This is a genomic window from Prauserella sp. PE36 (assembly GCF_003311655.1).
GTDB classification, from domain to species: domain Bacteria; phylum Actinomycetota; class Actinomycetes; order Mycobacteriales; family Pseudonocardiaceae; genus Prauserella_A; species Prauserella_A endophytica.
On record NZ_QEQT01000042.1, the window covers coordinates 12,212 to 34,408 of the forward strand.

Consider the following 22,197-nt stretch of genomic DNA (forward strand, 5'->3'; position numbering starts at 1 on the left):
CCCTCCGCAGGCCGCTCTGCGATCGTACGGCGAAATCAGGCGACTACAAGACGTCACGCAGCGCGGCCAGAAAGCCGGACATGTCACGACGCACGGCGATCCGCAGCCAGTCGGTGTCAAGGCCGGGGAACGTGTCCCCGCGCCGGACCGCGTAACCGGCCTCGCGCAGGGCGAGGCGAATCCGCGACGCACCGGGAATCCGCACCAGCACGAACGGAGCCCTCGGAACACCGGCCACCTCGACCCCGAGCGCCCGCAGCCCGCTCACCAGCGCCGACAGGTCCCGCTCACCCGCACGAGCCAGCCGCGAAGCCTCCTCCACCGCCCGGGCGGAACTACACGCCACCATCGCGACCGCGGCTGGCGTCGACACCGACCACGGCGGCTGCACCGCACGCAGCCGCTCGATCACCTCGGGTTCGGCGAGCACGTACCCCGCACGCAGGCCGGCGATACCCCACGTCTTGGTGAGGCTGCGGACCACCACGACGCCGGGAAGCCGTTCCACCGCAAGGCTTTCCGGCTCGCCCGGCACGGCGTCGAGGAACGCCTCGTCGACCACGAGCAACCTGCCTGGCGCGCACAGCTGCCGCAGCGTGGCGGCCGGGTGCAGGACAGATGTGGGGTTGGTGGGGTTGCCGACGAACACCAGGTCCGCCTCGGCGGGCACCGCGTCGGGCTTCAGCACGAACCCGTCGGCAGCCGACAGCGGGACCCGGTGCACGTGGTGACCCGCCGCGCGCAACGCCGCCTCCGGCTCGGTGAACTGCGGATGCACCACGGCGGCGTTCCCGGCTCCGAACGCCGTCGCCAGCAGTGTGAACGCCTCCGCCGCCCCCGCCGTGGGCAGGACGTCGGCCGGATCACGGCCGTGCCGCGCCGCGATCGCCTCGGTCGCCGCGCGCGGATCCGGGTACGCCGCGAGGTCACCGAGACAACCGGCCAGCTCGCGGCGCAACCACTCCGGCGGCTCGGGTACCCGGACGTTCACCGCGAGGTCGACGAGGCCGTCGCCCACCTCGCGGTCGCCGTGGTGCAGCAGGTCGTACTCACCGTCCACTATGGACCGCCTCGGCGAACCGCCTGGCCAGGCCGGGATGACCTGCCCAATGCACGTGCAGGTACGACGCGTGTGACGTGGCCGTGGCGAAGCCCTCGGGCTCGCCGTTCCACTCCCACGCCGCCTGGTCTCCGGCACGCGGCTCCACCACGGTCCGGTGGAACTCGTGGCCCGTCACCTGCGAACCTTCCTCCGCCAGCAGGTTCGCCTCCGGGACCGTGGCCCTGCGATACCCGAGCGCGCCTCGCCGCGTCATGCGGGCCGAGGCGTCGAGCGCGCCAACCATCGGCAGGCCGTCGAGCTCCCGGCACAGGTACAGCAGACCCGCGCACTCGGCCACCACCGGCATCCCCGCCCGCAGCGCGGCGGCCAGCTCCTCCCGCAACGGGACGTTGGCCGACAGCTCCTCGACGTGCACCTCGGGAAACCCACCACCGAAGTACAGCCCCGCACACTCCGCGGGCAACGTCTTGTCCCGCAACGGATCCACGTCCACCACGTCGACGCCGTGCGCGGCGAGCAGCTCCGTCGTCTCGGTGTAGCGGAACGTGAACGCCTCCCCCACAGCCGCGGCCACCACCGCGCGCGGGCCGGTGTGCTCCGCGTCCGGCGACCACGGGGAGCCGCTGAGCCCCGGCGCCCGCCTGGCGACCCGCACCACGGCGTCGAGGTCGACGCCCTCGGCGATCCACGCGGCGAGCTTCGGCAGCAATGCCTTCGACTCCGTGGCCCGCTCCGCCGCGGGCACCAGGCCGAGGTGCCTGCTCGGCGCGTGGATGTCGTCCGTGCGGCGCAGCGCGCCCAGCACCGGGATGCCGGTCGGAGCGAGCGCGGAGACGATCTCGTCCTCGTGCCGCTGCGAGCCGAGCTTGTTCAGGATCACGCCGGCGAGCTCGATCTCCGGTTCGTAACGCGCGAAGCCCAGCACGGTCGCGGCGACGCTGCGACTGGCCGCGCTCGCGTCGACCACCAGGACCACCGGAGCCTTCACGAGCCGGGCGACGTGGGCCGTGGAGGCGTAACCCTCCGTGCCGAGCGCGCCGTCGAACAGGCCCATCACGCCCTCGATCACGGCGATCTCCGCGGCGCGGGAACCGTGCAGCAGCAGCGGAACCACGCGGTTCTCGCCCTGCAGGAACGGGTCAAGGTTGCGCGGAGGGCAGCCCGTCGCGAGCGCGTGGTAGCTCGGGTCGATGAAGTCGGGACCCACCTTGTGCCCCGACACCGCCGTTCCACGCGCGCGCAGCGCAGCCATCAGCCCGGTCGCGACGGTGGTCTTCCCGTGTCCCGAACCCGGAGCCGCGATGACGAGCCGGGCTACCACTCGATGCCCCGCTGACCCTTTTGGCCCGCGTCCATCGGATGCTTGACCTTCGTCATCTCCGCCACGAGGTCGGCGGCCTCCAGCAGCGCGGCGGGCGCGTTGCGGCCGGTGATCACCACGTGCTGGCGGCCGGGACGCTCGCGCAGGGTCGTCACCACGTCGTCGACGTCGAGCCAGCCCCAGTGCAGCGGGTAGGTGAACTCGTCGAGCACGTAGAAGTCGTGCCGCTCGTCGGCGAGCCTGCGCTTGATCTCCGCCCAGCCCTCGCGCGCGTTCTCGGCGTGGTCCTCCTCGGAGCCCTGCTTGCGCGACCAGCTCCAGCCCTCGCCCATCTTGTGCCACTCGACGGGGCCGCCCTGGCCACTCTCGCCGAGCGCGCGGAACGCGGCCTCCTCGCCGACCCGCCACTTCGCCGACTTGACGAACTGGAACACCCCGATCGACCAGCCCTGGTTCCATGCCCGCAACGCCATGCCGAACGCGGCCGTGGACTTGCCCTTCATCGGTCCCGTGTGGACGGCGAGGATCGGGCGGTTGCGGCGCTGCCGCGTGGTGAGCCCGTCGTTGGGCACGACCTCGGGTTGACCCTTCGGCATCAGGCCGCCCTCCAGTGTTCTGCGGGACACCCGCGCCCGTACGAGGGCTTCGCAATGGTCATTCAGGCCGCCCTCCGTTTCACCTCACGCGTGAGCGTCTCTGCCGCGACATCGCCGAGCGCGACGCGCTCGCCGCCGAGATGGGCGGCCAGCTCGGCGCCGAGGCCGAGCCGCATGCGACCGCTCTCGCAGTCGAGCACCACGCTCGTCACGCCCGTTCCCGCGAGCAGGTCCGCCGCCGCGTGGGCACGGGCGACAGCGTCGGGTCCGCTCGTGGCCCTCCCGTCGGTGACAACGACCAGCAGCGGTCGCCTGCGGGGGTCTCGCAGGGCCTCGACACGCAACACCTCCGCCGCCCGCAGCAGCCCCTCGGCGAGCGGGGTCCGGCCTCCGGTGGGCAACGCCTCGAGCCGGGACGCCGCGGCATCGACGCTGACGGTCGGCGGCAAGGCGACCTCGGCTCCCATGGCACGAAACGTCACCAGCCCGACCTTGTCGCGCCGCTGGTAGGCGTCCAGCAACAGCGACAGCACCGCGGACTTCACCTCCCGCATCCGCGAGCGCGCGCCCATGGACCCGGACGCGTCGACGCAGAACAGCACGAGGTTGCCCTCCTTGCCCTCGCGCACGGCATAGCGGACGTCGTGCGGGCGCACCACCAGCCCAGGGCCCGAGCGGCCCCGGGAACGCTGGTGCGGCGCCGCCGCGCGGACCGTGGCCAGCAGGTGCGCACCGCCGTCCCGCACGCCGGCGGGCCGGACGCCGACCGTGCGACCGCTGTCGGTGACAGCCCGCGAGCGGCGGCCGTGCGCGCCGGACCCGGTGCCGTCGACGGTGAACAGCCTTGCGCGGTAAGGGCTTCCTGCGCCGACCTGCCGCTCCCCCGCCGAGCCGCCCTGTCCGTTGGCCGGCTGCCCGTCCGCGTCGGAGGGCTCCGGTTCGCCACCGGAGCCAGGCCCCGGGCCGTCGTCGTCGGGGTCGCCGGGGTCGCCTGGGTCGTCGGGTCCGTCCGGTGGCCCCTGCTCGGGCGGCTCCGTGTCCCGCAGCGACTGCTCCAGCTGCTCCTCGTCGATGCCGGGCGCGTCGAACGGGTTGCGCCTGCGCCGGTGCGGCAGCGCGAGCCGGGCGGCGACGCGGATGTCCTCCGTGGTCACCGTGTCGCGACCGCACCACGCGGCGTGCGCGGCGGCCGTGCGCGCGGTGACGATGTCGGCTCGCATCCCGTCGACCTCGAACGCGGCACACACCTGCGCGATCTGCAGCAGCGCGTCGTCGGAGAGGGTCACCGAGGGCACGAGCCGCTGCGCCGCCGCGATGTCCGCCGCCAGCGCCGCCTCGGCGTCTGCGTAGCCCTCGGCGAAGTCGTCGGGAGCCGCCTCGTAGGCCAGCCGCCGTCGCACCACCTCGACCCGCTGCGCGGCATCGCGGCTGGAGGCGACCTCAACGGTCAGACCGAACCGGTCGAGCAGCTGCGGCCGTAGCTCGCCTTCCTCTGGGTTCATGGTGCCGATCAGCACGAACCTGGCCGCGTGCGACACCGAAACGCCCTCGCGCTCCACGGTCACACGGCCCATCGCGGCGGCGTCGAGCAGGGTGTCCACGAGGTGGTCGTGCAGGAGGTTGACCTCGTCGACGTAGAGCAGGCCCCGGTGGGCCCCGGCGAGCAGGCCCGGCTGGTAGTCGGTGACGCCCTCGCTCAACGCACGTTCCAGGTCGAGCGAGCCCACCACCCGGTCCTCCGCCGCGCCGACCGGCAACTCCACGAGCCGTGCGGGACGGCGGTGGGCGGCGGCACCCTCGGCGTGCGGTCCGTCGGGGCACGCCGGGTCGGGAGCGGCGGGGTCGCACGAGAACCGGCAGCCCTCCACCACGTCCACGCCGGGCAGCAGGCCCGCGAGCGCGCGCACCATGGTCGACTTCGCGGTGCCCTTCTCGCCGCGCACCAGCACGCCGCCGATCGCGGGTGAGATCGCCGACAGCACGAGCGCGAGCCGGAGCTCCGCCATGCCGACGACCGCCGTGAAGGGATAGGGCCGCATCGAAGCTCCTTCGCTACGGGTGGGTGTCCTCGCCCACGTCTCGTCAGCAACCGAAGGCGGCCGCCGAAGCTCTGACTCCTGGCCTTCTCGACCAGTCACAGTGGCGGGACCGTCCCGGATTCGCACCGGGTTCCACGAACGACCGCTGGCCGATCATCGCACACGTTTGAGCTACCGTGCCGCTTTGTGACAATCGTCGTCGTCGGGATCGGGGCGGACGGCTGGGCCGGGCTCACCGACCCGGCCAGGGCCGAGATCGAGCGCTGTGACGTGCTCTTCGGCGGGCGGCGGCAGCTCGATCTGGTGCCGGACGGCCGCGCCGGGAAGGTGCCGTGGCCGAGCCCGCTGCTGCCCGCGCTGGACGGGCTGCTAGCCGAGCACGCCGACCGCCGCGTGTGCGTGCTGGCCAGCGGCGATCCCCTGTTGTCGGGCATCGGCACCACCCTCGTGCGCAGGCTCGGCCCCGGCCGCGTGCGCGTGATGCCCTCGGTGTCGTCGGTCACGCTCGCCCGTGCGCGGCTCGGCTGGTCGGCCGAGGAGACCGAGGTCGTGAGCGCGGTGGGCCGCGACGCGCACCGCGTGCTGCGGGCCGTCGGACCGGGCAGGCGAGTACTCGTGCTCAGCTCGGACGGCTCGACCCCGGGCGAGGTCGCCACGCTGCTCACCGACGCGGGGTTCGGCGCGAGCGGGCTCACGGTGCTGGAGGAGCTCGGCGGACCCGCCGAACGACGCCTCGACGGCACCGCACGCGACTGGCCTCATCCCGAGGTCGCGCCGCTGAACGTCCTCGCGATCGAGGGTCGCGGCCCCAAGGCGCTCCCGTTGCTGGCCGGCCTTCCCGACGAAGCCTTCGAGCACGACGGCCAGCTCACCAAGCGCGACGTGCGGGCGAGCAGCCTCGCCCGCTTGGCTCCCGCGCCCGGTGAGCTGCTGTGGGACGTCGGCGCCGGCGCGGGCAGCATCGCGATCGAATGGGCGCGGGCGCACCCGGCGAACCGGGCGCTCGCGGTGGAGTCACACCCCGAGCGGGCCGAGCGGATCGGGCGCAACGCGCGCAGGCTCGGGGTGCCCGACGTGCGCGTGGTGCGCGGCCGGGCCCCCGGGGCGCTGCACGAGCTGGACACGCCCGACGCCGTGTTCGTCGGCGGCGGCGTGAGCGCGCCCGACCTGCTGGAGACGTGCTGGGCGGCGCTGCGGACGGGCGGGCGGCTCGTCGCCAACGGCGTGACCCTCGACGCCGAGCAGGCACTCGCGCGGGCGTACAACGCCCATGGCGGAGAGCTGACCCGACTGTCCGTCGAGCACGCGGCACCGCTCGGCGGCTTCACCGGCTGGACGCCGGCGAGGACCGTGACCCAGTGGAGCGTGACCAAGCAGTGACAGTGCACTTCATCGGCGCCGGACCGGGTGCCGCCGACCTCATCACCGTCCGCGGTCAGCAGCTGCTCGCCCGCTGCGGCGTGTGTCTCTACCCAGGCAGCCTCACCCCGACCGACCTGCTCGCGCACTGCCCGCCCGGCGCGCGGCTGGTGGACACCGCGAACCTGACGCTCGACGAGATCGTCGCCGAGCTGGTGGCGGCCCACGAGCAGGGTCACGACGTCGCGAGGCTGTGCTCCGGCGATCCCGCCGTCTACAGCGCGGTCGCCGAGCAGATGCGGCGGCTCGACGCCGCCGGGGTGCCCTACGACGTGACACCCGGTGTACCCGCGTTCGCCGCGGCGGCCGCGGTGCTGGGCCGGGAGCTGACCGTGCCGACGGTCGGGCAGAGCCTGATCATCACGCGTGCGCAGGCCAGGTCCACGTCGATGCCCGAGGGCGAGGACCTCGCCACGCTCGGTGCGAGCGGCGCGACGCTGGCCCTGCACCTCGCGGTCAACCGCGTCGAGCAGGTGGTGGAGGAGCTGCTGCCGAACTACGGCGAGGACTGTCCCGTCGCCGTGGTCGCGCGGGCGAGCCAGGAGGGCGAGCAGGTGCTGCGTGGCACGCTCGGTGACATCGCGCGGCAGGTGCGCGACGCCGGGATCACCCGCGCCGCCATGATCTTCGTCGGCAGGGTGCTCGCCGCGGAGAGCTTCCCGGACAGCTTTCTCTACTCGGCGGGGCGGCCACGGGAGTAGGCCAGGCCTAAGCCCGGCCGACGATCGTCCCGGCCCGGTCGATCGCCACGATGTCGACGTCGACGGGCGCGTCGCCGAGTACGTCCGCCGCGACCCGGCGCGCACGCTCCGCGACCAGCTCACCGAGTGCGAGCCCCTCGGCGTGGGCCAGCTCCAGCGCGTGCAGTGCGGTGTTGGCCTCCAGGATCGGCCCGCGCAGCGCCGGGTAGCCCGCCTGCTCGGCCAGCTCGGCGAGCAGCCCCAGGTCGACCTGTGACCGCTTGGAGTGCAGGTCGAGGTAGCCCGCGGCCAGCTTGGAGAGCTTCGCGAACCCGCCCGCGAGCGTCAGCCGGGGCACCGGATGCGCGCGCAGGTACTTCAGCACCGCCCCGGCGAAGTCGCCCATGTCGAGCAGCGCGGTCTCCGGCAGGCCGTACAACTGCATGACCACGCGCTCGGACGTGCTGCCGACCGCGCCCGCGACATGCCGGTGCCCCAGCGCCCTCGCGACGTCGACGCCGCGCCGGATGCTGTCGATCCACGCCGAGCACGAGTACGGCACCACCACGCCCGTGGTGCCGAGCACCGAAAGCCCGCCCAGGATGCCGAGGCGCGGGTTCCACGTGTGGCGCGCCAGTTCCTCGCCGTGCGGGATGGAGATCTCCACGACGACGTCGCCGGTGCCGCCGTGTGCGGAACACACGCGCTCGACCGCCTCCGTCATCAGCCGCCTCGGCACCGGGTTGATCGCCGGCTCGCCGACGGGCAACGGCAACCCCGGCAGGGTCACCGTGCCGACCCCGGGCCCGGCCCGGAACGTGACGCCGGTGCCCGGCTCCCCGGCCCGCACGGTCGCGACGATGAGAGCACCGTGCGTGACGTCCGGATCGTCCCCGGCGTCCTTGATGACGCCCGCGCTGGCGAAGCCGTCGCCCAGTTCCTCGGTGGCGAGCGCGAAGCTCGGCCGCTTTCCCTTGGGCAGCAGCACCTCGACCGGGTCGGGGAAGTCACCGGTCAGCAGCGCCGTGCACGCGGCCGTGGTGGCGGCGGTGGCGCAGGCGCCCGTGGTCCAGCCGTAACGAAGTTCAGTCACCATCTACTCCATGGGAAACAAGGGCAGTATCGCCCCGCGTGTGTTGATCCTCGGCGGCACCTCCGAGGCGCGGGCGCTCGCGGCCGGTCTCGTGGCGCGTGACGTGCCCGTCGTCTCCTCGCTGGCGGGCCGGGTCGCGCGGCCGAGGCTGCCCGAGGGAGAGGTGCGCATCGGGGGCTTCGGCGGGCCGGACGGGCTCGCGGCGTGGCTCACCGAGCACGGCGTCACAGCGGTCGTCGACGCGACACACCCGTTCGCGGAGCGGATCGGCACGTCCGCGGCGACCGGTGCGGCCAGAGCGGGCGTTCCACTGTTGCGGCTGCAACGCCCCGGCTGGGAACCCGCCCCCGGCGACGACTGGCACTGGGCGGACACGCTCGGCGACGCGGCGGAGTTGCTGCCGCGCCTCGGCACCCGCGTGTTCCTCACGAGCGGGCGTCAGGGGCTCGCCACGTTCGCGGACCTGACCGGCCTGTGGTTCCTCGCCCGCTGCGTCGACCCGCCCGAACCGCCGCTCCCGCCGAGACTGGAGGTGCTGCTGAGCCGAGGGCCCTACCGCGTCGAGGAGGAGACCGAGCTGATGCGCACCCACCGGATCGAGGTACTCGTCACCAAGGACAGCGGAGGGTCCATGACCGAGGCGAAACTCGTGGCCGCACGGCGACTGCGCGTACCCGTCGTGGTGGTGCGCAGGCCGCCCCGGCCGCCGGTGCCGACGGTCGCCGACGTCGGCACCGCTCTGGAGTGGACACTCGGACGGGTGAGCGGCGGGCTCACGTGATTCGGCGCGGGAGGCAACACTCGGCCAGCCCCGGGGGCGCCGACTCTCCGCTTCCCGCTAGCGTGACGTGCAATGCGGCCCGCCACCGATGTTCGCACCCAAGATCCCGACAGGGAGCCGGAAGCCCCTGCCGACACCGCCGCGAGCGCGCGTGACCGGACACGGATGTGGCGCAGACTCACGCTGCTGCTCGGTCTCGTGGCCGCGGCGTGCGCGTTCGCGTTCCCGTTCCTGCCCGTCGTGCAGGACACCGCGCGCATCGAATGGCCCACCGGCGGCGACACCACGCAGGTGAACGCTCCGCTCTCGGGGTACTGGGCGCAGGACCTGCGGATGGAGATCCCGTGTCAGACGGTGCGGTCCGTCGACGGGCGAACCGCGGGCGACGCGCTGCTGATGTCGACCGTGCCCGCCGCGCGCCTCGGCAACGGCGCCGGCATGCAGCTGAGGGTCGACGACGGGTTGCTGGTCGCCTACAACCGCGGCGAGCAGGTGGTGCGCCAGCCGCTGCCTGCCTCCGGTTGTGACGTTCTCTTCCACTCCACCGCCTACGGCACGTCGCTGTCGGTGGGCGGCACGCCCGTCTACCAGGAGGACGGCGACGTCCGCCCGCGCGTCATCGGCATCTACACGACGATCGAGAACGGTCAGGACCCGATCGACGGCCTCGGCGTCTCGATCACCCCGGACACGCGCTATCAATCGTCGCCGACCACGCTCAAGATCGCCGTGTGCGTACTCGGCGTGCTCGCCATGATCGGCTGCCTGTTCGCGGTCAACCGCCTCGACCGCGGCTACGCAAGACGCGCCCCGCGCTGGGCGCCCGTGGGCTGGTGGCGGCTGACCGGGCGCGACATCACGGTGATCGGCGCGCTCGGCGCGTGGGTGTTCATCGGACCCGTGACGTCGGACGACGGCTACATCCTGTCGATGGCGAGGGTCACCGAGGACGCGGGATTCCTCGCCAACTACCACCGCTGGTTCGGTGTCGCCGAAGCCCCGTTCGGCTGGTTCTACCACGTCTACCAGGGCATGGCGCACGTCAGCGTGGTGGCGCCCTGGATCCGCCTGCCCTCGTTCCTGCTCGGCGTGCTGAGCTGGTTGCTGATCAGCAGAGAGGTCATGCCGCGCCTCGGCAAGGCCGTCCGCTCCAGCCGGGCCGCGGGCTGGGCCGCCGCCGTGGTGTTCCTCGTCTGGTGGATGCCCTACAACAACGGCACGCGCCCCGAGCCGGTCGCCGCCGTCGGTTCGCTGCTTGCGCTGTGCGCGGTGGAGCGCGCCCTCGTGACGCGCAGGCTCCTGCCGGTGTGTCTCGGCCTGCTGGCCGCCGCGTTCACCCTCGCCGCGACGCCGACCGGGCTCATCGCCGTCGCCCCGTTCCTCGTGGCCGCGCGGCCACTGTTCCAGCTGCTGCGCCAGCGGGCGCGCGAGGCGGGTTGGACCCACGTGCTGGCGCCGATCGTGGCGTCGGGCGTGCTGGTGCTGCTCGTGGTGTTCGCCGACCAGACGTACGCGACGGTCGCCGAGGCGACGCGCATTCGCAACGAGGTCGGCCCGAGCCTGTCGTGGTTCCAGGAGCTGATCCGCTACCAGCAGCTGTTCAGCTCCACCGTCGACGGCTCGGCGTCGCGCCGGTTCCCGGTGCTGCTGCTGCTGCTGTGCGTCGGCACGTGTCTCGTGGTGCTGCTGCGCCGCGGCCGGATTCCCGGCGCGGCGCTCGGGCCGAGCCGGAGGCTCATCGGCACGGTCGCCCTGTTCTTCCTGATGATGGCGCTGACGCCGACCAAGTGGACCCACCACTTCGGCGCGTTCGCCGCCGTCGGCGCGGCCATGGCGGCGTTGACGGCGCTGGCGACGAGCTCGTCGGTGCTGCGGTCCAAACGCAACCGGGCCGCGTTCGTCGCGGGCCTGCTAGTGGTCGCCGCGCTCGCCATCACCGGACCCAACGCGTACTGGTACGTGTCGCGCATGGGTGTGCCGTGGTGGAACATGCCGCCGCAACTGTTCGGCGTGCGACTGTCCACTGTGCTCCTGCTGGCCGCCGCGGTCTTCGCGGTGATCGCCTTCATCGAGAACATCCGCGCACAGCGCCCCGGCCTGCCACCGCCGCAACCGGAGCGCAGGGGGCTCGCGCTGTGGCGCGGTTCGCTGGCGTTCGTGGTGGTGTGCGGCCTCGTGGCCGTCGCCGAGTTCGGCAGCATGGCGAAGGCGATCCACAAGCAGCGGGACACCTACAGCCTCGGCGCCGCCAACATCGAGCATCTCTTCGGGCCGAGCTGCGGCCTCGGCGACCACGTGATGGTGGAGCAGGACCCGGTGTCGAGCATGCTCACCCCGCTGCCGGCCGCGATGCAGCGGACCGCCGAGGACAAGGAGACCACCGCGCCTGGCGGGCTGCCACAGGCCGACGAGGGCAACGGACCGACCCAGGCCGGGTTCCACTCGCAACCACTGGTCACCGGCGACCCGCTCGCCGAGCCGCCGCACGGCTTCACGCCGAGCACCGTGGCGATGTGGAGCAGCTACAACGAGACCGCGAACCCCACCGGCCGGCTGCGCACCGACTGGTACGACCTGCGCAACCGGCCCGAGGGCGGCCAGGTGGTACTCGCGGTGTTCTCGCCGGGAGGCAAGGCCACCGGCGTCGAGATCCAGTTCGGCGAGCAGTCGCCCGAGGGCATCAAGGTGGTGGACAGCAAACCGGCACTGGAGCCGGGTGGCGGGACCGGCGCCTGGCTCGACGTGCGCATCGACCTCGGTCAGGTGCCGGACAGCGCGCAGATGGTGCGTATCGCGGCCACCGACGACGACCTCACCGAGGACGGCTGGGTCGCCGTCACCGCGCCCCGCGTGCCGACGTTCACGACCCTCACCGACCGGGTCGGCAACCAGCCCGTCTACATGGACTGGCCGACATCGTTCGTGTTCCCGTGCCTGAACCCCGTGAAGGTGCGCGACGGCATCATGGACATGCCCGCGTACCACCTGACGGCGGCCTCGCTGGCCACCGAGGGCGAATGGGCGGAGAGCAAGGCGGGCGGCCCCAACGGCATCCTCGACGAGCTGGCCGAACAGCCCGAGGTGCCCAGCTTCCTGCTCGGCGCCGAGGGTCAGGAGTGGGGCACGCTGGAGCAGGTCGAGCCGTACACGCAGGGCAGGGAACCGACGATCATCCGCGGCGAGGAGGTCCGCTCCGGCTGGTGGTCCCCCGGCCCCGGCCCACAGCAACCCGACGGCAACCAACCCACCCGCTGACCCGACTTCCGTAGCGGCCCCCAAGGCCACCTTTGTTGCGCTCAACGCACCTAAGGTGGCCTTGGGGGCAGTTCAGGCGTAGCTGCGGGGGGTCCAGACGACGGGGGTTCCGCCGGGTTGTTCACGGACCCTCGTGCGGGAGGAGCCGACGATGAGCAGGCAGCGCATGTCCACGGTCGCCGGATCGAATCCACCGAGGGTGTCCACGCGCACGGACTCCTCCGGGCCGCCGACGTCGCGCGCGATCACGACGGGAGTCTCCGGCGCGCGGTGCCGCAGCAGCACGTCCCTGGCGACCCCGAGCTGGGTCGTCCGGCTGCGCGAGGCGGGGTTGTAGATCGCCACGACGAGGTCGGCCGCGCCGGCCGCGTCGAGCCTGCGCTCGATGACCTCCCACGGCTTGAGCCGGTCGGAAAGCGACAGCACGCAGTAGTCGTGCCCGAGCGGGGCACCCACTCGCGACGCCGCCGCCTGTGCCGCCGTCAGCCCTGGCAGCACGCGCACCGACACGCCCGCCCACGCCGGCTGCTCGGCCTGCTCCAGTACGGCGGAGGCCATCGCGAACACCCCGGGGTCGCCAGAGGAGACCACGGCGACCCGCGCACCGCCTGCGGCCAGTTCCAGCGCCTCGACGGCCCGCTCGGCCTCGACCCGGTTACCGGACGCGTGCCTGCGCTGGCCAGCCCGCTGCGGCACCTTCGCCAGATACGGGCCGTAGCCCACGAGGTGCTCGGCCTCCGCCAGCGCCTGCTCGGCCTCCGGCGTGAGCCATTCCGGACCCGCCGGACCGAGCCCGACCACCGTGACCTCGCCACCGCTCTCCCGAGCGCGGGCGGACTCCTCCGGGCCCGGCTCGCCCGACTTGCGGGAGGCGTAGGCGGGGCTCGGCACGACGGCGAGCGAGAAGTACGGCACGGTCTCGGGGTCCACCTCGGCGAACGGCTCAACGCGCTGCGCCTGCCATGTCGCGCGCTCGACGTAGAACGCCTCGTCGAGCCTGCCCGACTCGGCCAGCGCGTCGCGAACGGAACCGAAGGTGCGGCCGAGCTTGAGCACCGCCGCGGACTCCGTGTCGGCGAGCCTGCGGGCCAGTTCCGGCGCCGGCAGCGTGCCCGGCAGCAGCGTGAGCACCTCGTCGCGCTGTACGAGGGGCCTGCCCAGCACCGCCGACGCCGCGCTCACCGACGTCACCCCCGGCACGACGTGTGCCTCGTAGCGGTCGGCGAGACGCTCGTGCATGTACATGTAGGAGCCGTAGAAGAACGGGTCTCCCTCGCACAGCACCACCACGCCGCGCCCGGCGTCGAGGTGCTCGGCGAGGCGCTTCGCGGACAGCTCGTAGAACTCGGCGATAGCCCCCTCGTAGCCGCCGGGGTGATTGGTGGTCTCCGTGGTCACCGGGTACACGAGCTTCTCTTCGAGCTGGCCTTCGCGCAGATACGGCTCGGCCACCGAGCGCGCGATGCTGCGGCCGTGGCGCGCGCAGTGGTAGGCGATCACGTCGGCCTCGCCGATGAGCCGCGCGGCACGGACGGTCAGCAGCTCGGGGTCGCCGGGACCGAGCCCGACGCCGTACAGCACGCCGGTGCTCACACCTCCTCCTTCGAGGCGATCGCGTTGACTGCGCCGACGGCGAGCGCGCTGCCGCCGCGACGGCCGCGCACCACCAGGTACGGCGCCGGTGCCCGCTCGATCAGCAGCTCCTTGGACTCGACGGCACCGACGAAGCCAACGGGCACGCCGATGATCGCGGCAGGGGCGCCGACGCCCTCCTCCAGCAGCTCAAGCAGGCGGAACAACGCCGTGGGGGCGTTGCCGATCGCCACGACGGCGCCTGGCAGCCGGTCGCGCCACAGCTCAAGCGCGGCGGCGGAGCGAGTGGTGCCGAGGCGCTCGGCGAGGCCGGGCACGCGCTCGTCGGAGAGCGTGCACAGCACCTCGTTGTTCGCGGGCAACCGTTTGCGCGTGACCCCGCTGGCGATCATTCTCGCGTCGCACAGGATCGGCGCGCCCGCCTCGAGCGCGGCCCTTCCCGCCTCCACGACCTCGAGCGTGTAGGCGAGGTCGTCGACGAGATCGACCATCCCGCACGAGTGGATCATCCGCACGGCGACGCCGGCGATGTCGTCGGGCAGGATCGCGAGATCCGCCTCGTCACGGATCGTGGCGAACGAGTGGCGGTAGATCTCCGCCCCGTCCCGGATGTAGTCGATCACTGGCGTCCTTCCATTTCCTCCGCGAGCCGGGCAGTGGAGACCGGTGTTCCGTCGACGAGGTAGCCCTCGCCGGTGGCGACGACGTCGAGGTGGGCGCCGCGAGGCTTGCCGCAGCGGCGTTCGCACCCGGAGAGGTGCGCGCGCACCCCGGGGGAAGGCAGCGTCAGCGCGGACAGCACGGCGCGGGCGTCGGCGCGCACATCGGCGCGGGACTTGGCGCAGCCGGGCCGTCCGATGCACGCGCTGACGCCGAGGCCGGGCTCGGCGGGGTCGGTGACGAGCCCATCGGGTGGCCGCGACAGCACGAGCGTGCGCCACGGCGTGACCACGAGGTCACCGAGCGGGCGCAGCGCTCCGGCAGGCAGCTCACCGAACCGCGGAGCCGCCACGACGACGCCGTCGGCGAGCCTCCCGACCGGCACCGGGCCGGTGCGCGGCAGCGCGGCGGGAGGCACCCGGCGGCCCCGGCGCAGCGCGGCGTCCACCAGAGGCCCCGGGTCGACCTCGTGCACCCGCCACGCGGAGCCGCGCACGCGGGCGAACACCTCCGCCAGCTCCACCAGCACCGGCACGGCCTCGCGTGCGCTTACGCGCACACCGGTGTCCGCACCGTCGAGCAGCAACGCGCCCTCCCCTCCGGGCAGCGCCTGCCAGCACACGTCGGCGCCCTCACCGGCCACGTCGCCGCGCCCGTCGTCGAGCGCGAACAGGAACCGGCCGGGCAGGCCGGCCAGCTCGGGGACGGAACACAGGGCGTGGTCGAGCGCGGTGACCAGCGGCCGGACATCGGTGAGCCCGCCGTGCCTACCGGACAGCGGCGAGGAGAGGATGTTTCGCACCCGCTCGTGGCTCGGCGCGGGCAGCAGACCGGCCTCCGACAGCCGCCTGACCAGCTCGTCCGCGTCGCGCACCGCCCGCAGCTGCAGGTTGGCCCTCGACGTGAGGTGTACCGACCCGTCGCCCAGCTCCTCGGCGGCCTCGGCGAGGACAAACGCTTGCGCGCTGCTCAGCGCGCCGCCGGGCAGGCGGATCCGCGCGAGCGTGCCGTCGGCGGCGGCGTGCGTCGCGAAGACACCGGGACAGGCGTCGGCGCGGAGTCTCGTCGGGGCGGGCACCGACCCACTGTAAAAGGTGCCGGGGCGTGACCGGTGTGCACTGCGTCTCGCTCGAGATCACCTTGACGCCGCCGCCTCAGGCACTCCAGGGTGGGAATTCGAGGAGGCCACCTGTGATCTTGCTGCTGTCCACGTCGGACACCGACCTGCTGAGCGCGCGAGCGAGCGGCGCCGACTACCGGCTCGCCAACCCCGCACGCCTCGACCTCGCCGAACTGCCCGCACTGCTGGACGGCGCGCCGATCGTCGTGGTGCGCATCCTCGGCACCGAGCGCACCTGGGCAGAGGGGCTGCGCACCGTCCGCGAGAGCGGCGCCCACGTGGTGGTGCTCGGCGGTGAGCAGACGCCAGACGCCGAGCTGATGTCGCTGTCGACCACTCCCGCGGGCATCGCGACCGAGGCACACGCCTACCTCGCCCACGGCGGGCCCGCGAACCTCACGCAGTTGCACCGCTTCCTCTCCGACACGCTGCTGCTCTCCGGCGAGGGCTTCGAGCCGCCCGCCGAGCAGCCGTCGTGGGGAGTGCTGGAACGCCCGGAGAACGACGGCCCCGTGGTGGCGATCCTCTACTACCGGGCCCACCACCTCGCCGGCAACACGGCGTTCGTCGAAGCGCTCGCCGAGCAGGTCGAGGCCGCCGGCGGCCGGGCGCTGCCGATCTACTGCGCGTCGCTGCGCTCGCGCGAGCCGGAGATGATGGCCGAGCTGCGCAAGGCCGACGCCCTGCTGGTGACGGTGCTCGCCGCGGGTGGGACGCGTCCCGCGGAGGCCGGGGCGGGCGGCGACGACGAGTCGTGGGACGTGGCAGAGCTGGCCGCGCTCGACGTGCCGACGTTGCAGGCGCTGTGCCTCACCAGCGACCGCGAGGCGTGGGAGGCCAACGACGAGGGCCTTTCCCCGCTGGACGCGGGCAACCAGATGGCCGTGCCGGAGTTCGACGGCAGGCTCATCACGGTGCCGTTCTCGTTCAAGGAGCTCGACGCCGACGGTCTGCCGCGCTACGTGCCCGATGCCGAGCGCGCGTCGCGGGTCGCCCGCATCGCGCTCGCGCACGCGCGCCTGCGCCACACCCCGCCGGAGCAGCGCCGGATCGCCGTGGTGCTCTCGGCGTACCCGACCAAGCACTCGCGCGTCGGCAACGCCGTGGGCCTGGACACCCCTGCCTCGGCCGTGAAGCTGTTGCGCCGGATGCGGGAGCAGGGCTACGACCTCGGGGAGGACGCGTTCCCCGGCGTGGTGTCCACCGGCACCGACCAGCCGGACGGCGACGCACTCATCCACGCGCTGATCGCCGCGGGCGGCCAGGACCCGGAGTGGCTCACCGAGGAGCAGCTCGCGGGCAACCCGATCCGCGTGCCGGCCGCGCGGTACCGGGAGTGGTTCGACGCGCTGCCGGAGGAGCTGCGCGCGGACATGACCGAGCACTGGGGCCCGCCGCCGGGCGAGCTGTACGTGGACGACGGGGACATCGTGCTCGCGTCGCTGCAGGCCGGCAACGTGCTGCTGATGATCCAGCCGCCGCGCGGGTTCGGCGAGAACCCGGTGGCGATCTACCACAACCCGGACCTGCCGCCGAGCCACCATTACCTCGCGGCATACCGCTGGCTGGAGGAGGAGTTCGGCGCGCACGCCGTGGTGCACCTCGGCAAGCACGGCTCGCTCGAATGGCTGCCGGGCAAGACGGCCGGCCTCTCGGCGTCGTGCGCACCAGACGCCGTGCTGGGCAACCTGCCGCTGATCTACCCGTTCCTCATCAACGACCCCGGTGAGGGCGCGCAGGCCAAGCGCCGCGCCCACGCCACGATCGTCGACCATCTGATCCCGCCGATGGCACGCGCCGAGAGCTACGGCGACATGGCGCGGCTGGAGCAGCTGCTCGACGAGCACGCCAACATCGCGGCGATGGACCCGGCGAAGCTGCCCGCGATCCGCCAGCAGATCTGGACGCTCATCCAGGCCGCGAAACTCGACCACGACCTCGGCGTGGAGGAACGGCCGCACGACGCGGAGTTCGACGACTTCCTGCTGCACATCGACGGCTGGCTGTGCGAGGTCAAGGACGCGCAGATCCGCGACGGCCTGCACATCCTCGGCGAGGCGCCGACGGGCGAGGCGCGCGTGAACCTCGTCCTGGCGATGCTGCGGGCGCAGCAGATGTGGGGCGGCAAGCGGGGCGCGGTGCCTGGCCTGCGCAGCGCACTCGGACTCGCCGAGGACGCGCCGCTGTCCGAAGTGGACGCCGTGGAACAGACCGCCCGCGCGCTCGTGGAGGCCATGGAGGAGCGCGGCTGGGCGGTCGACGCCGTGGACACCGTGTGCGCCGAGACGCCCGCCGCCGCGGACGTGCTCCGCTTCGCCGCGACGGAGGTCGTGCCGAGGCTCGCCGGCACCGACGGCGAGATCGACGCGGTACTGCACGCGCTCGACGGCGGCTACATCCCGGCGGGCCCGAGCGGGTCGCCGCTGCGCGGGCTGGTGAACGTGCTGCCGACCGGCCGCAACTTCTACACCGTCGACCCGAAGGCGATCCCGAGCAGGCTCGCCTGGGAGACCGGGCAGGCGCTCGCGGAGTCGCTGCTGCGCCGCTACCGCGAGGACACGGGCGACTGGCCGCGCTCGGTGGGCCTCTCGGTGTGGGGCACGTCGGCGATGCGCACGTCCGGCGACGACGCCGCCGAGGTGCTCGCGCTGCTCGGCGTGCAGCCGGTGTGGGACGAGGCGTCGCGCCGCGTCACCGGCATCGAGCCGATCCCGCTCGCCGAGCTGGGCAGGCCGCGCGTGGACGTGACCGTGCGCATCAGCGGCTTCTTCCGCGACGCGTTCCCGCATGTGATCGACCTGCTCGACGACGCGGTCCGGCTCGTCGCCGGGCTGGACGAGCCCGACGCGCAGAACTTCGTGCGCGCCCACGTGCGGGCCGACCTCGCCGCGCACGGCGACGAACGCCGCGCCACCACCCGCATCTTCGGCTCCAAACCCGGCACCTACGGCGCGGGCCTGCTGCCGCTGATGGACTCCGGCAACTGGCGCGACGACTCCGACCTCGCCGAGGTCTACGCCGTCTGGGGCGGCTACGCCTACGGCCGCGACCTCGACGGCGCACCCGCGCGCGAGGACATGGAGAGCTCGTACAAGCGCATCGTGGTGGCGGCCAAGAACACCGACACCCGCGAGCACGACATCGCCGACTCCGACGACTACTTCCAGTACCACGGCGGCATGATCGCCACCGTCCGCGCGCTGACGGGTACCGCGCCGGCGTCGTACGTCGGCGACAGCACCACGCCGGACGCCGTGCGCACGCGCTCGCTCGGCGAGGAGACCGCGCGCGTGTTCCGCGCCCGCGTGGTGAACCCACGCTGGCTCGCGGCCATGCGCAGGCACGGCTACAAGGGCGCGTTCGAGCTCGCCGCCACCGTCGACTACCTGTTCGGCTTCGACGCCACGGCAGGCGTGGTCGACGACTGGATGTACGAGAAGCTCTCGGAGTCCTACGTCCTCGACAAGGAGAATCAGGAGTTCCTGGCGCAGGCGAACCCGTGGGCGCTGCGCGGGATCATCGAGCGCCTGAACGAGGCCGCGGACCGCGGACTGTGGGAGCAGCCCGATCCGGAGCTGCTGGAAAAGATGCGTGAGGTGTACCTCCGAGTCGAGGGGGATCTGGAAGGAAGCTGACGGATGAAGGTGCACGAGGCCATCGACGACAGGCTCCGCGAGTTCCTTCTCGCCCAGCCCGTGTTCTTCGTGGGGACGGCGCCGACGTCGGTGGACGGGCACGTGAACGTGTCGCCCAAGGGCATGGCCGGCACGTTCGCGGTGCTCGGCGAGCACCGAGTGGCCTACCTCGACTACACCGGCAGCGGCGCCGAGACCATCGCCCACCTGCGCGAGAACGGCCGCGTCGTGCTGATGTTCTGCGCGTTCAGCGGTCCGCCGAACATCGTGCGCCTGCACGGTCACGGCCGCGTCGTGCCGCAGAGCAGCCCGGAGTACCCGGAGCTGCTCTCACACTTCGCGCCCGAGCAGGAACACGGCGCTCGCTCGATCATCGACGTGGCCGTGGAGCGCGTGAGCGACTCGTGCGGCTTCTCCGTTCCGCTCATGGAGTACACCGGCGACCGGGATCTGTTGCTGCGCAGGCACGCGCGGCGCACCGACGACGACCTCACCGCCTACTGGGCCGAGAAGAACACGCACAGCATCGACGGCCTTCCGGCGCTCGCCGGTACGGACCAGGTCAAGGCGCCCGCTCCCTGACCTGCACGTACTCGGCGCGGTGCTCCACCACCGCGCCGTCGGGCAGATCGCTGATCAGCTCCAGCAGCGCGTCGGCGATCTCCGGCGAGAGCATCGTGTCGTAGCCTTGTGAGTCCAAACTGGACCGGATCGCCTCGACGTAGTCGTCCCGGTCCAGCGCCAGCGTGCGCACCATCGCCGTGGTGGTGGCGCGGTGCGAGCTGAGCCCGGCGAAACCGCGCGCGCAACCGCAGCCGCCGTCCGGATCTTCCCTGTCCTTGCCGCAGATCGGCGCGATCCACACCAGCTCTCCTTCGACACACCAGTGGTAGTCGCTGGCACGCAGCCCCTGGGTCTCCGACGTCGCGACCAGGACCTTGACCATCGCGGGCTCCTTCCCCCATGACTTCTCCGTCCCGAAATGTCTAACAGGAGCCACCGACAATTCAGGACGCGTCGCGAAGGACGTAGCCGGAAAACCAAGTCGGGAACGCCCGGCGCAGGACGCTCGGCCCGGTCAGCTCAACCGCACCCGAGCGCACCACCTGCGCCCAGCCGAGGTCGCCGATCCAGTAGCGGGTCAGCGCGTCGAGGTCGGCGTCCACCGTGAGCGCGACCGGAAGGCCGATGTCGTCGGGACACAGCGTCACCGTTGGGCGGCGCACGTACAGGTAGAACACGGCGGGCTTCGGCTCGCGGAAGCGCAGCTGCACCACGGTTCGTTGCGGTGGAAGGGCTTCCGGGACGATGCGGCGCCGGATGTCCCACACGAGCGCGCTCGCGTCGAGGTCGTCGGGGCCGAGTTCCCTGCGGTTCCAGCGCATGGCCCACCCGCCGAGCTCCCGCACGACGACCGCGAGGTCCTTGCCCGCGTCGGTGAGCCGGTAGCCGCCGTCCTCGCGGTACACGATGTCGTGCTTCTCCAGCGTTTTCAGCCTGGCCGAGAGCATCGTCTTGGAGATGCGCGGGATGCCGCGCCGGATGTCGTTGAACTGTCGTTCGCCGAGCAGGAGCTCCCGCACGATCAGCAACGTCCACCGCTCACCAAGGATCTCCAGCGCCCTCGCGACCGCGCAGAACTGCCCGTAACCGCCCATCGCCCGAGCCTAGGGGTACGGATTTTGTACTTGTCCCGCCGAACGGGCGGAATACGGTGACTCGTATGACCGGCCTGGAAACCCTGCGCGCACTGCTGCGCGGCGACCTCCCACCGGCGGGGATCGGCAAGACTCTCGGCTTCCGGCTCGTCGACGTCGGCGACGGCTGGGCGGTGTTCGAGGGCGGTACGGGCGAGCACCTCTACAACCCGGCCCGGACGGTGCACGGCGGCTACTTCGCGACGCTGCTCGACTCCGCGCTGGCGTGCGCCGTGATGTCGAAACTGCCGGAGGGCACGACCTACACCACCGTGCAGCTGAACGTCAACCTGCTGCGCCGGGCGACGGCCGCGACCGGCACGCTGCGCGCGACGGCCACCGCGGTGCACGTCGGACGCACCATCGGCACCGCGGAGGCCCGGCTGGAGGGCGTCGACGACGGGAAGCTGTACGCGCACGCCACCACGACGTGTGCCATCCTCGCGGCTCGCTGACGCCCGGAGTGCACGACTCGCGGTCGGGAATGCAGAACTCGCGGTCTTGAGCGCACGACTCGCGGTCGGGAATGCAGAACTCGCGGTCTTGAGCGCACGACTCGGGGTCGGGAACGTACGACTCGCGCGGTCAGGGGCGTTCGGAGACGCGCTTGAGGCCGTCGGCCTCCATGGTCACGTAGCGGCGCACCATGCCGCCGAGCGCGAAACCGAGAACCGGCGCGAGCGGGCCGCGCTGCTCCAGCGAAAGGGTCGCCGTCACCGCTCCGTTCGCGTCCTCGGCCAGGACGTGTCCGCCGATCGTCGTGAGCCCCGGACCTCGCGCCTCCCACGTGAAGCTCCGGCGCTCGGTCAGCTCGGTGACCCGCCAGACCTGCGCGGCGAGCCTCGGCTGCTTCACGCGCGCCTCGCTGCCCACCTGGAGCGGGCCGGTGCCGAGCCGTCGCACCGAGGTGACCGAGTCGGTCCACTCCGGCCAGCGCTCCACGTCCACGAGCGCGGCCCACACCACGTCCGGCGTCGCGTCGATGTGCCGTACGACCTCGAATCGCATGGCGCAATCTAGCGGCGGGGCGCGCGTGGCGTAAACCGTCCTGTCCTGAGCGGGGGACTCGCGGGCCGGAGCGGGCAACTCGCGGGCCCGAGCGGGCAACTCGCGGGCCCGAGCGGGCAACTCGCGGGCCCGAGCGGGCAACTCGCGGGCCCGAGCGGGCAACTCGCGGGCCCGAGCGGGGGGACTCGCGGGCCCGAGCGGGGGGACTCGCGGGCCCGAGCGGGGGGACTCGCGGGC

18 protein-coding genes and 1 riboswitch are annotated in these 22,197 nt (G+C 72.8%); of the genes, 7 read left to right on the forward strand and 11 right to left on the reverse strand.

Annotation, left to right across the window (positions count from 1 at the left end):
• Positions 1-43 precede the first annotated feature (43 nt).
• The 4 genes from cobC to DI005_RS07850 all read right to left on the reverse strand — a co-directional run bounded on the left by cobC (position 44) and on the right by DI005_RS07850 (position 5,019).
• Positions 44-1,060, reverse strand: a complete 1,017-nt coding sequence (gene cobC, locus DI005_RS07835; protein WP_233520042.1) for an Rv2231c family pyridoxal phosphate-dependent protein CobC — start codon at positions 1,058-1,060, stop codon at positions 44-46.
• Positions 1,050-2,384, reverse strand: coding sequence for a cobyrinate a,c-diamide synthase (locus tag DI005_RS07840; RefSeq protein WP_113641641.1), 1,335 nt, complete (start codon positions 2,382-2,384; stop codon positions 1,050-1,052). Before DI005_RS07840 ends, cobC begins: the two co-directional genes overlap by 11 nt.
• Positions 2,378-2,980, reverse strand: a complete 603-nt coding sequence (cobO, locus tag DI005_RS07845) for a cob(I)yrinic acid a,c-diamide adenosyltransferase (RefSeq protein ID WP_113641642.1) — start codon at positions 2,978-2,980, stop codon at positions 2,378-2,380. Before cobO ends, DI005_RS07840 begins: the two co-directional genes overlap by 7 nt.
• Before the next feature lie 62 nt (positions 2,981-3,042).
• Positions 3,043-5,019: a putative cobaltochelatase gene (locus tag DI005_RS07850; protein ID WP_113641643.1), complete on the reverse strand. Its 1,977-nt coding sequence runs from the start codon at positions 5,017-5,019 to the stop codon at positions 3,043-3,045.
• A 70-nt stretch (positions 5,020-5,089) separates the two neighbouring features.
• A riboswitch (cobalamin riboswitch) is annotated at positions 5,090-5,149 on the reverse strand.
• Positions 5,150-5,205: 56 nt separating this feature from the next.
• Here DI005_RS07850 and cbiE point away from each other — a divergent pair.
• Together cbiE and cobM are read left to right on the forward strand one after the other, a co-directional pair.
• Complete coding sequence (gene cbiE / locus DI005_RS07855; protein ID WP_112271723.1) at positions 5,206-6,399, forward strand: precorrin-6y C5,15-methyltransferase (decarboxylating) subunit CbiE; 1,194 nt, start codon at positions 5,206-5,208, stop codon at positions 6,397-6,399.
• Positions 6,396-7,139 (forward strand): precorrin-4 C(11)-methyltransferase, encoded by a 744-nt coding sequence (gene cobM / locus DI005_RS07860; protein WP_113641644.1) that lies wholly within the window; start codon positions 6,396-6,398, stop codon positions 7,137-7,139. The genes cbiE and cobM overlap by 4 nt, the downstream gene beginning before the upstream one ends.
• A gap of 7 nt (positions 7,140-7,146) precedes the next feature.
• On the opposite strand, the gene DI005_RS07865 is transcribed toward cobM, so the two are convergent.
• Complete coding sequence (locus DI005_RS07865; RefSeq protein ID WP_113641645.1) at positions 7,147-8,214, reverse strand: cobalt-precorrin-5B (C(1))-methyltransferase; 1,068 nt, start codon at positions 8,212-8,214, stop codon at positions 7,147-7,149.
• 7 nt (positions 8,215-8,221) lie between these two features.
• Here DI005_RS07865 and DI005_RS07870 point away from each other — a divergent pair, with 7 nt between their 5' ends.
• Positions 8,222-8,992, forward strand: coding sequence for a cobalt-precorrin-6A reductase (locus DI005_RS07870; RefSeq protein ID WP_199542633.1), 771 nt, complete (start codon positions 8,222-8,224; stop codon positions 8,990-8,992).
• A 72-nt stretch (positions 8,993-9,064) separates the two neighbouring features.
• Complete coding sequence (locus DI005_RS07875) at positions 9,065-12,247, forward strand: arabinosyltransferase domain-containing protein (RefSeq protein WP_113641646.1); 3,183 nt, start codon at positions 9,065-9,067, stop codon at positions 12,245-12,247.
• A 72-nt stretch (positions 12,248-12,319) separates the two neighbouring features.
• On the opposite strand, the gene DI005_RS07880 is transcribed toward DI005_RS07875, so the two are convergent.
• From DI005_RS07880 to DI005_RS07890, 3 genes are read right to left on the reverse strand one after another with little or no spacing between them, the layout of a single operon-like run.
• Entirely contained in the window at positions 12,320-13,840 is a 1,521-nt protein-coding gene (locus DI005_RS07880) for a precorrin-2 C(20)-methyltransferase (protein ID WP_112271716.1), read from the reverse strand.
• Positions 13,837-14,463 carry a precorrin-8X methylmutase gene (locus tag DI005_RS07885; RefSeq protein WP_113641647.1) on the reverse strand — a complete coding sequence of 209 codons (627 nt, stop codon included), beginning with the start codon at positions 14,461-14,463 and terminating at the stop codon, positions 13,837-13,839. Before DI005_RS07885 ends, DI005_RS07880 begins: the two co-directional genes overlap by 4 nt.
• A complete protein-coding gene (locus DI005_RS07890) occupies positions 14,460-15,578 on the reverse strand; it encodes a precorrin-3B synthase (protein ID WP_113641648.1) in 1,119 nt (372 codons plus the stop codon). Before DI005_RS07890 ends, DI005_RS07885 begins: the two co-directional genes overlap by 4 nt.
• A gap of 113 nt (positions 15,579-15,691) precedes the next feature.
• On the opposite strand from DI005_RS07890, the gene cobN reads away from it, so the two are divergent.
• Positions 15,692-19,255: a cobaltochelatase subunit CobN gene (cobN, locus tag DI005_RS07895; protein ID WP_112271710.1), complete on the forward strand. Its 3,564-nt coding sequence runs from the start codon at positions 15,692-15,694 to the stop codon at positions 19,253-19,255.
• 3 nt (positions 19,256-19,258) lie between these two features.
• Entirely contained in the window at positions 19,259-19,837 is a 579-nt protein-coding gene (locus DI005_RS07900; RefSeq protein ID WP_113641649.1) for a pyridoxamine 5'-phosphate oxidase family protein, read from the forward strand.
• Here the strand turns inward: DI005_RS07900 and DI005_RS07905 are convergent.
• Both DI005_RS07905 and DI005_RS07910 read right to left on the reverse strand, forming a co-directional pair.
• Complete coding sequence (locus tag DI005_RS07905; protein WP_112271706.1) at positions 19,818-20,201, reverse strand: hypothetical protein; 384 nt, start codon at positions 20,199-20,201, stop codon at positions 19,818-19,820. The genes DI005_RS07900 and DI005_RS07905 overlap by 20 nt on opposite strands.
• A 61-nt stretch (positions 20,202-20,262) precedes the next feature.
• Complete coding sequence (locus DI005_RS07910; RefSeq protein WP_112271704.1) at positions 20,263-20,913, reverse strand: helix-turn-helix domain-containing protein; 651 nt, start codon at positions 20,911-20,913, stop codon at positions 20,263-20,265.
• A 65-nt stretch (positions 20,914-20,978) separates the two neighbouring features.
• Between DI005_RS07910 and DI005_RS07915 the strand changes: the two genes are divergently transcribed.
• On the forward strand, positions 20,979-21,407 hold the full coding sequence (locus tag DI005_RS07915; RefSeq protein WP_113641650.1) for a PaaI family thioesterase: 429 nt from the start codon (positions 20,979-20,981) through the stop codon (positions 21,405-21,407).
• Between the two features lie 130 nt (positions 21,408-21,537).
• Here DI005_RS07915 and DI005_RS07920 read toward each other — a convergent pair whose 3' ends face one another.
• Entirely contained in the window at positions 21,538-21,960 is a 423-nt protein-coding gene (locus DI005_RS07920) for an SRPBCC family protein (protein ID WP_113641651.1), read from the reverse strand.
• Positions 21,961-22,197: the final 237 nt, after the last annotated feature.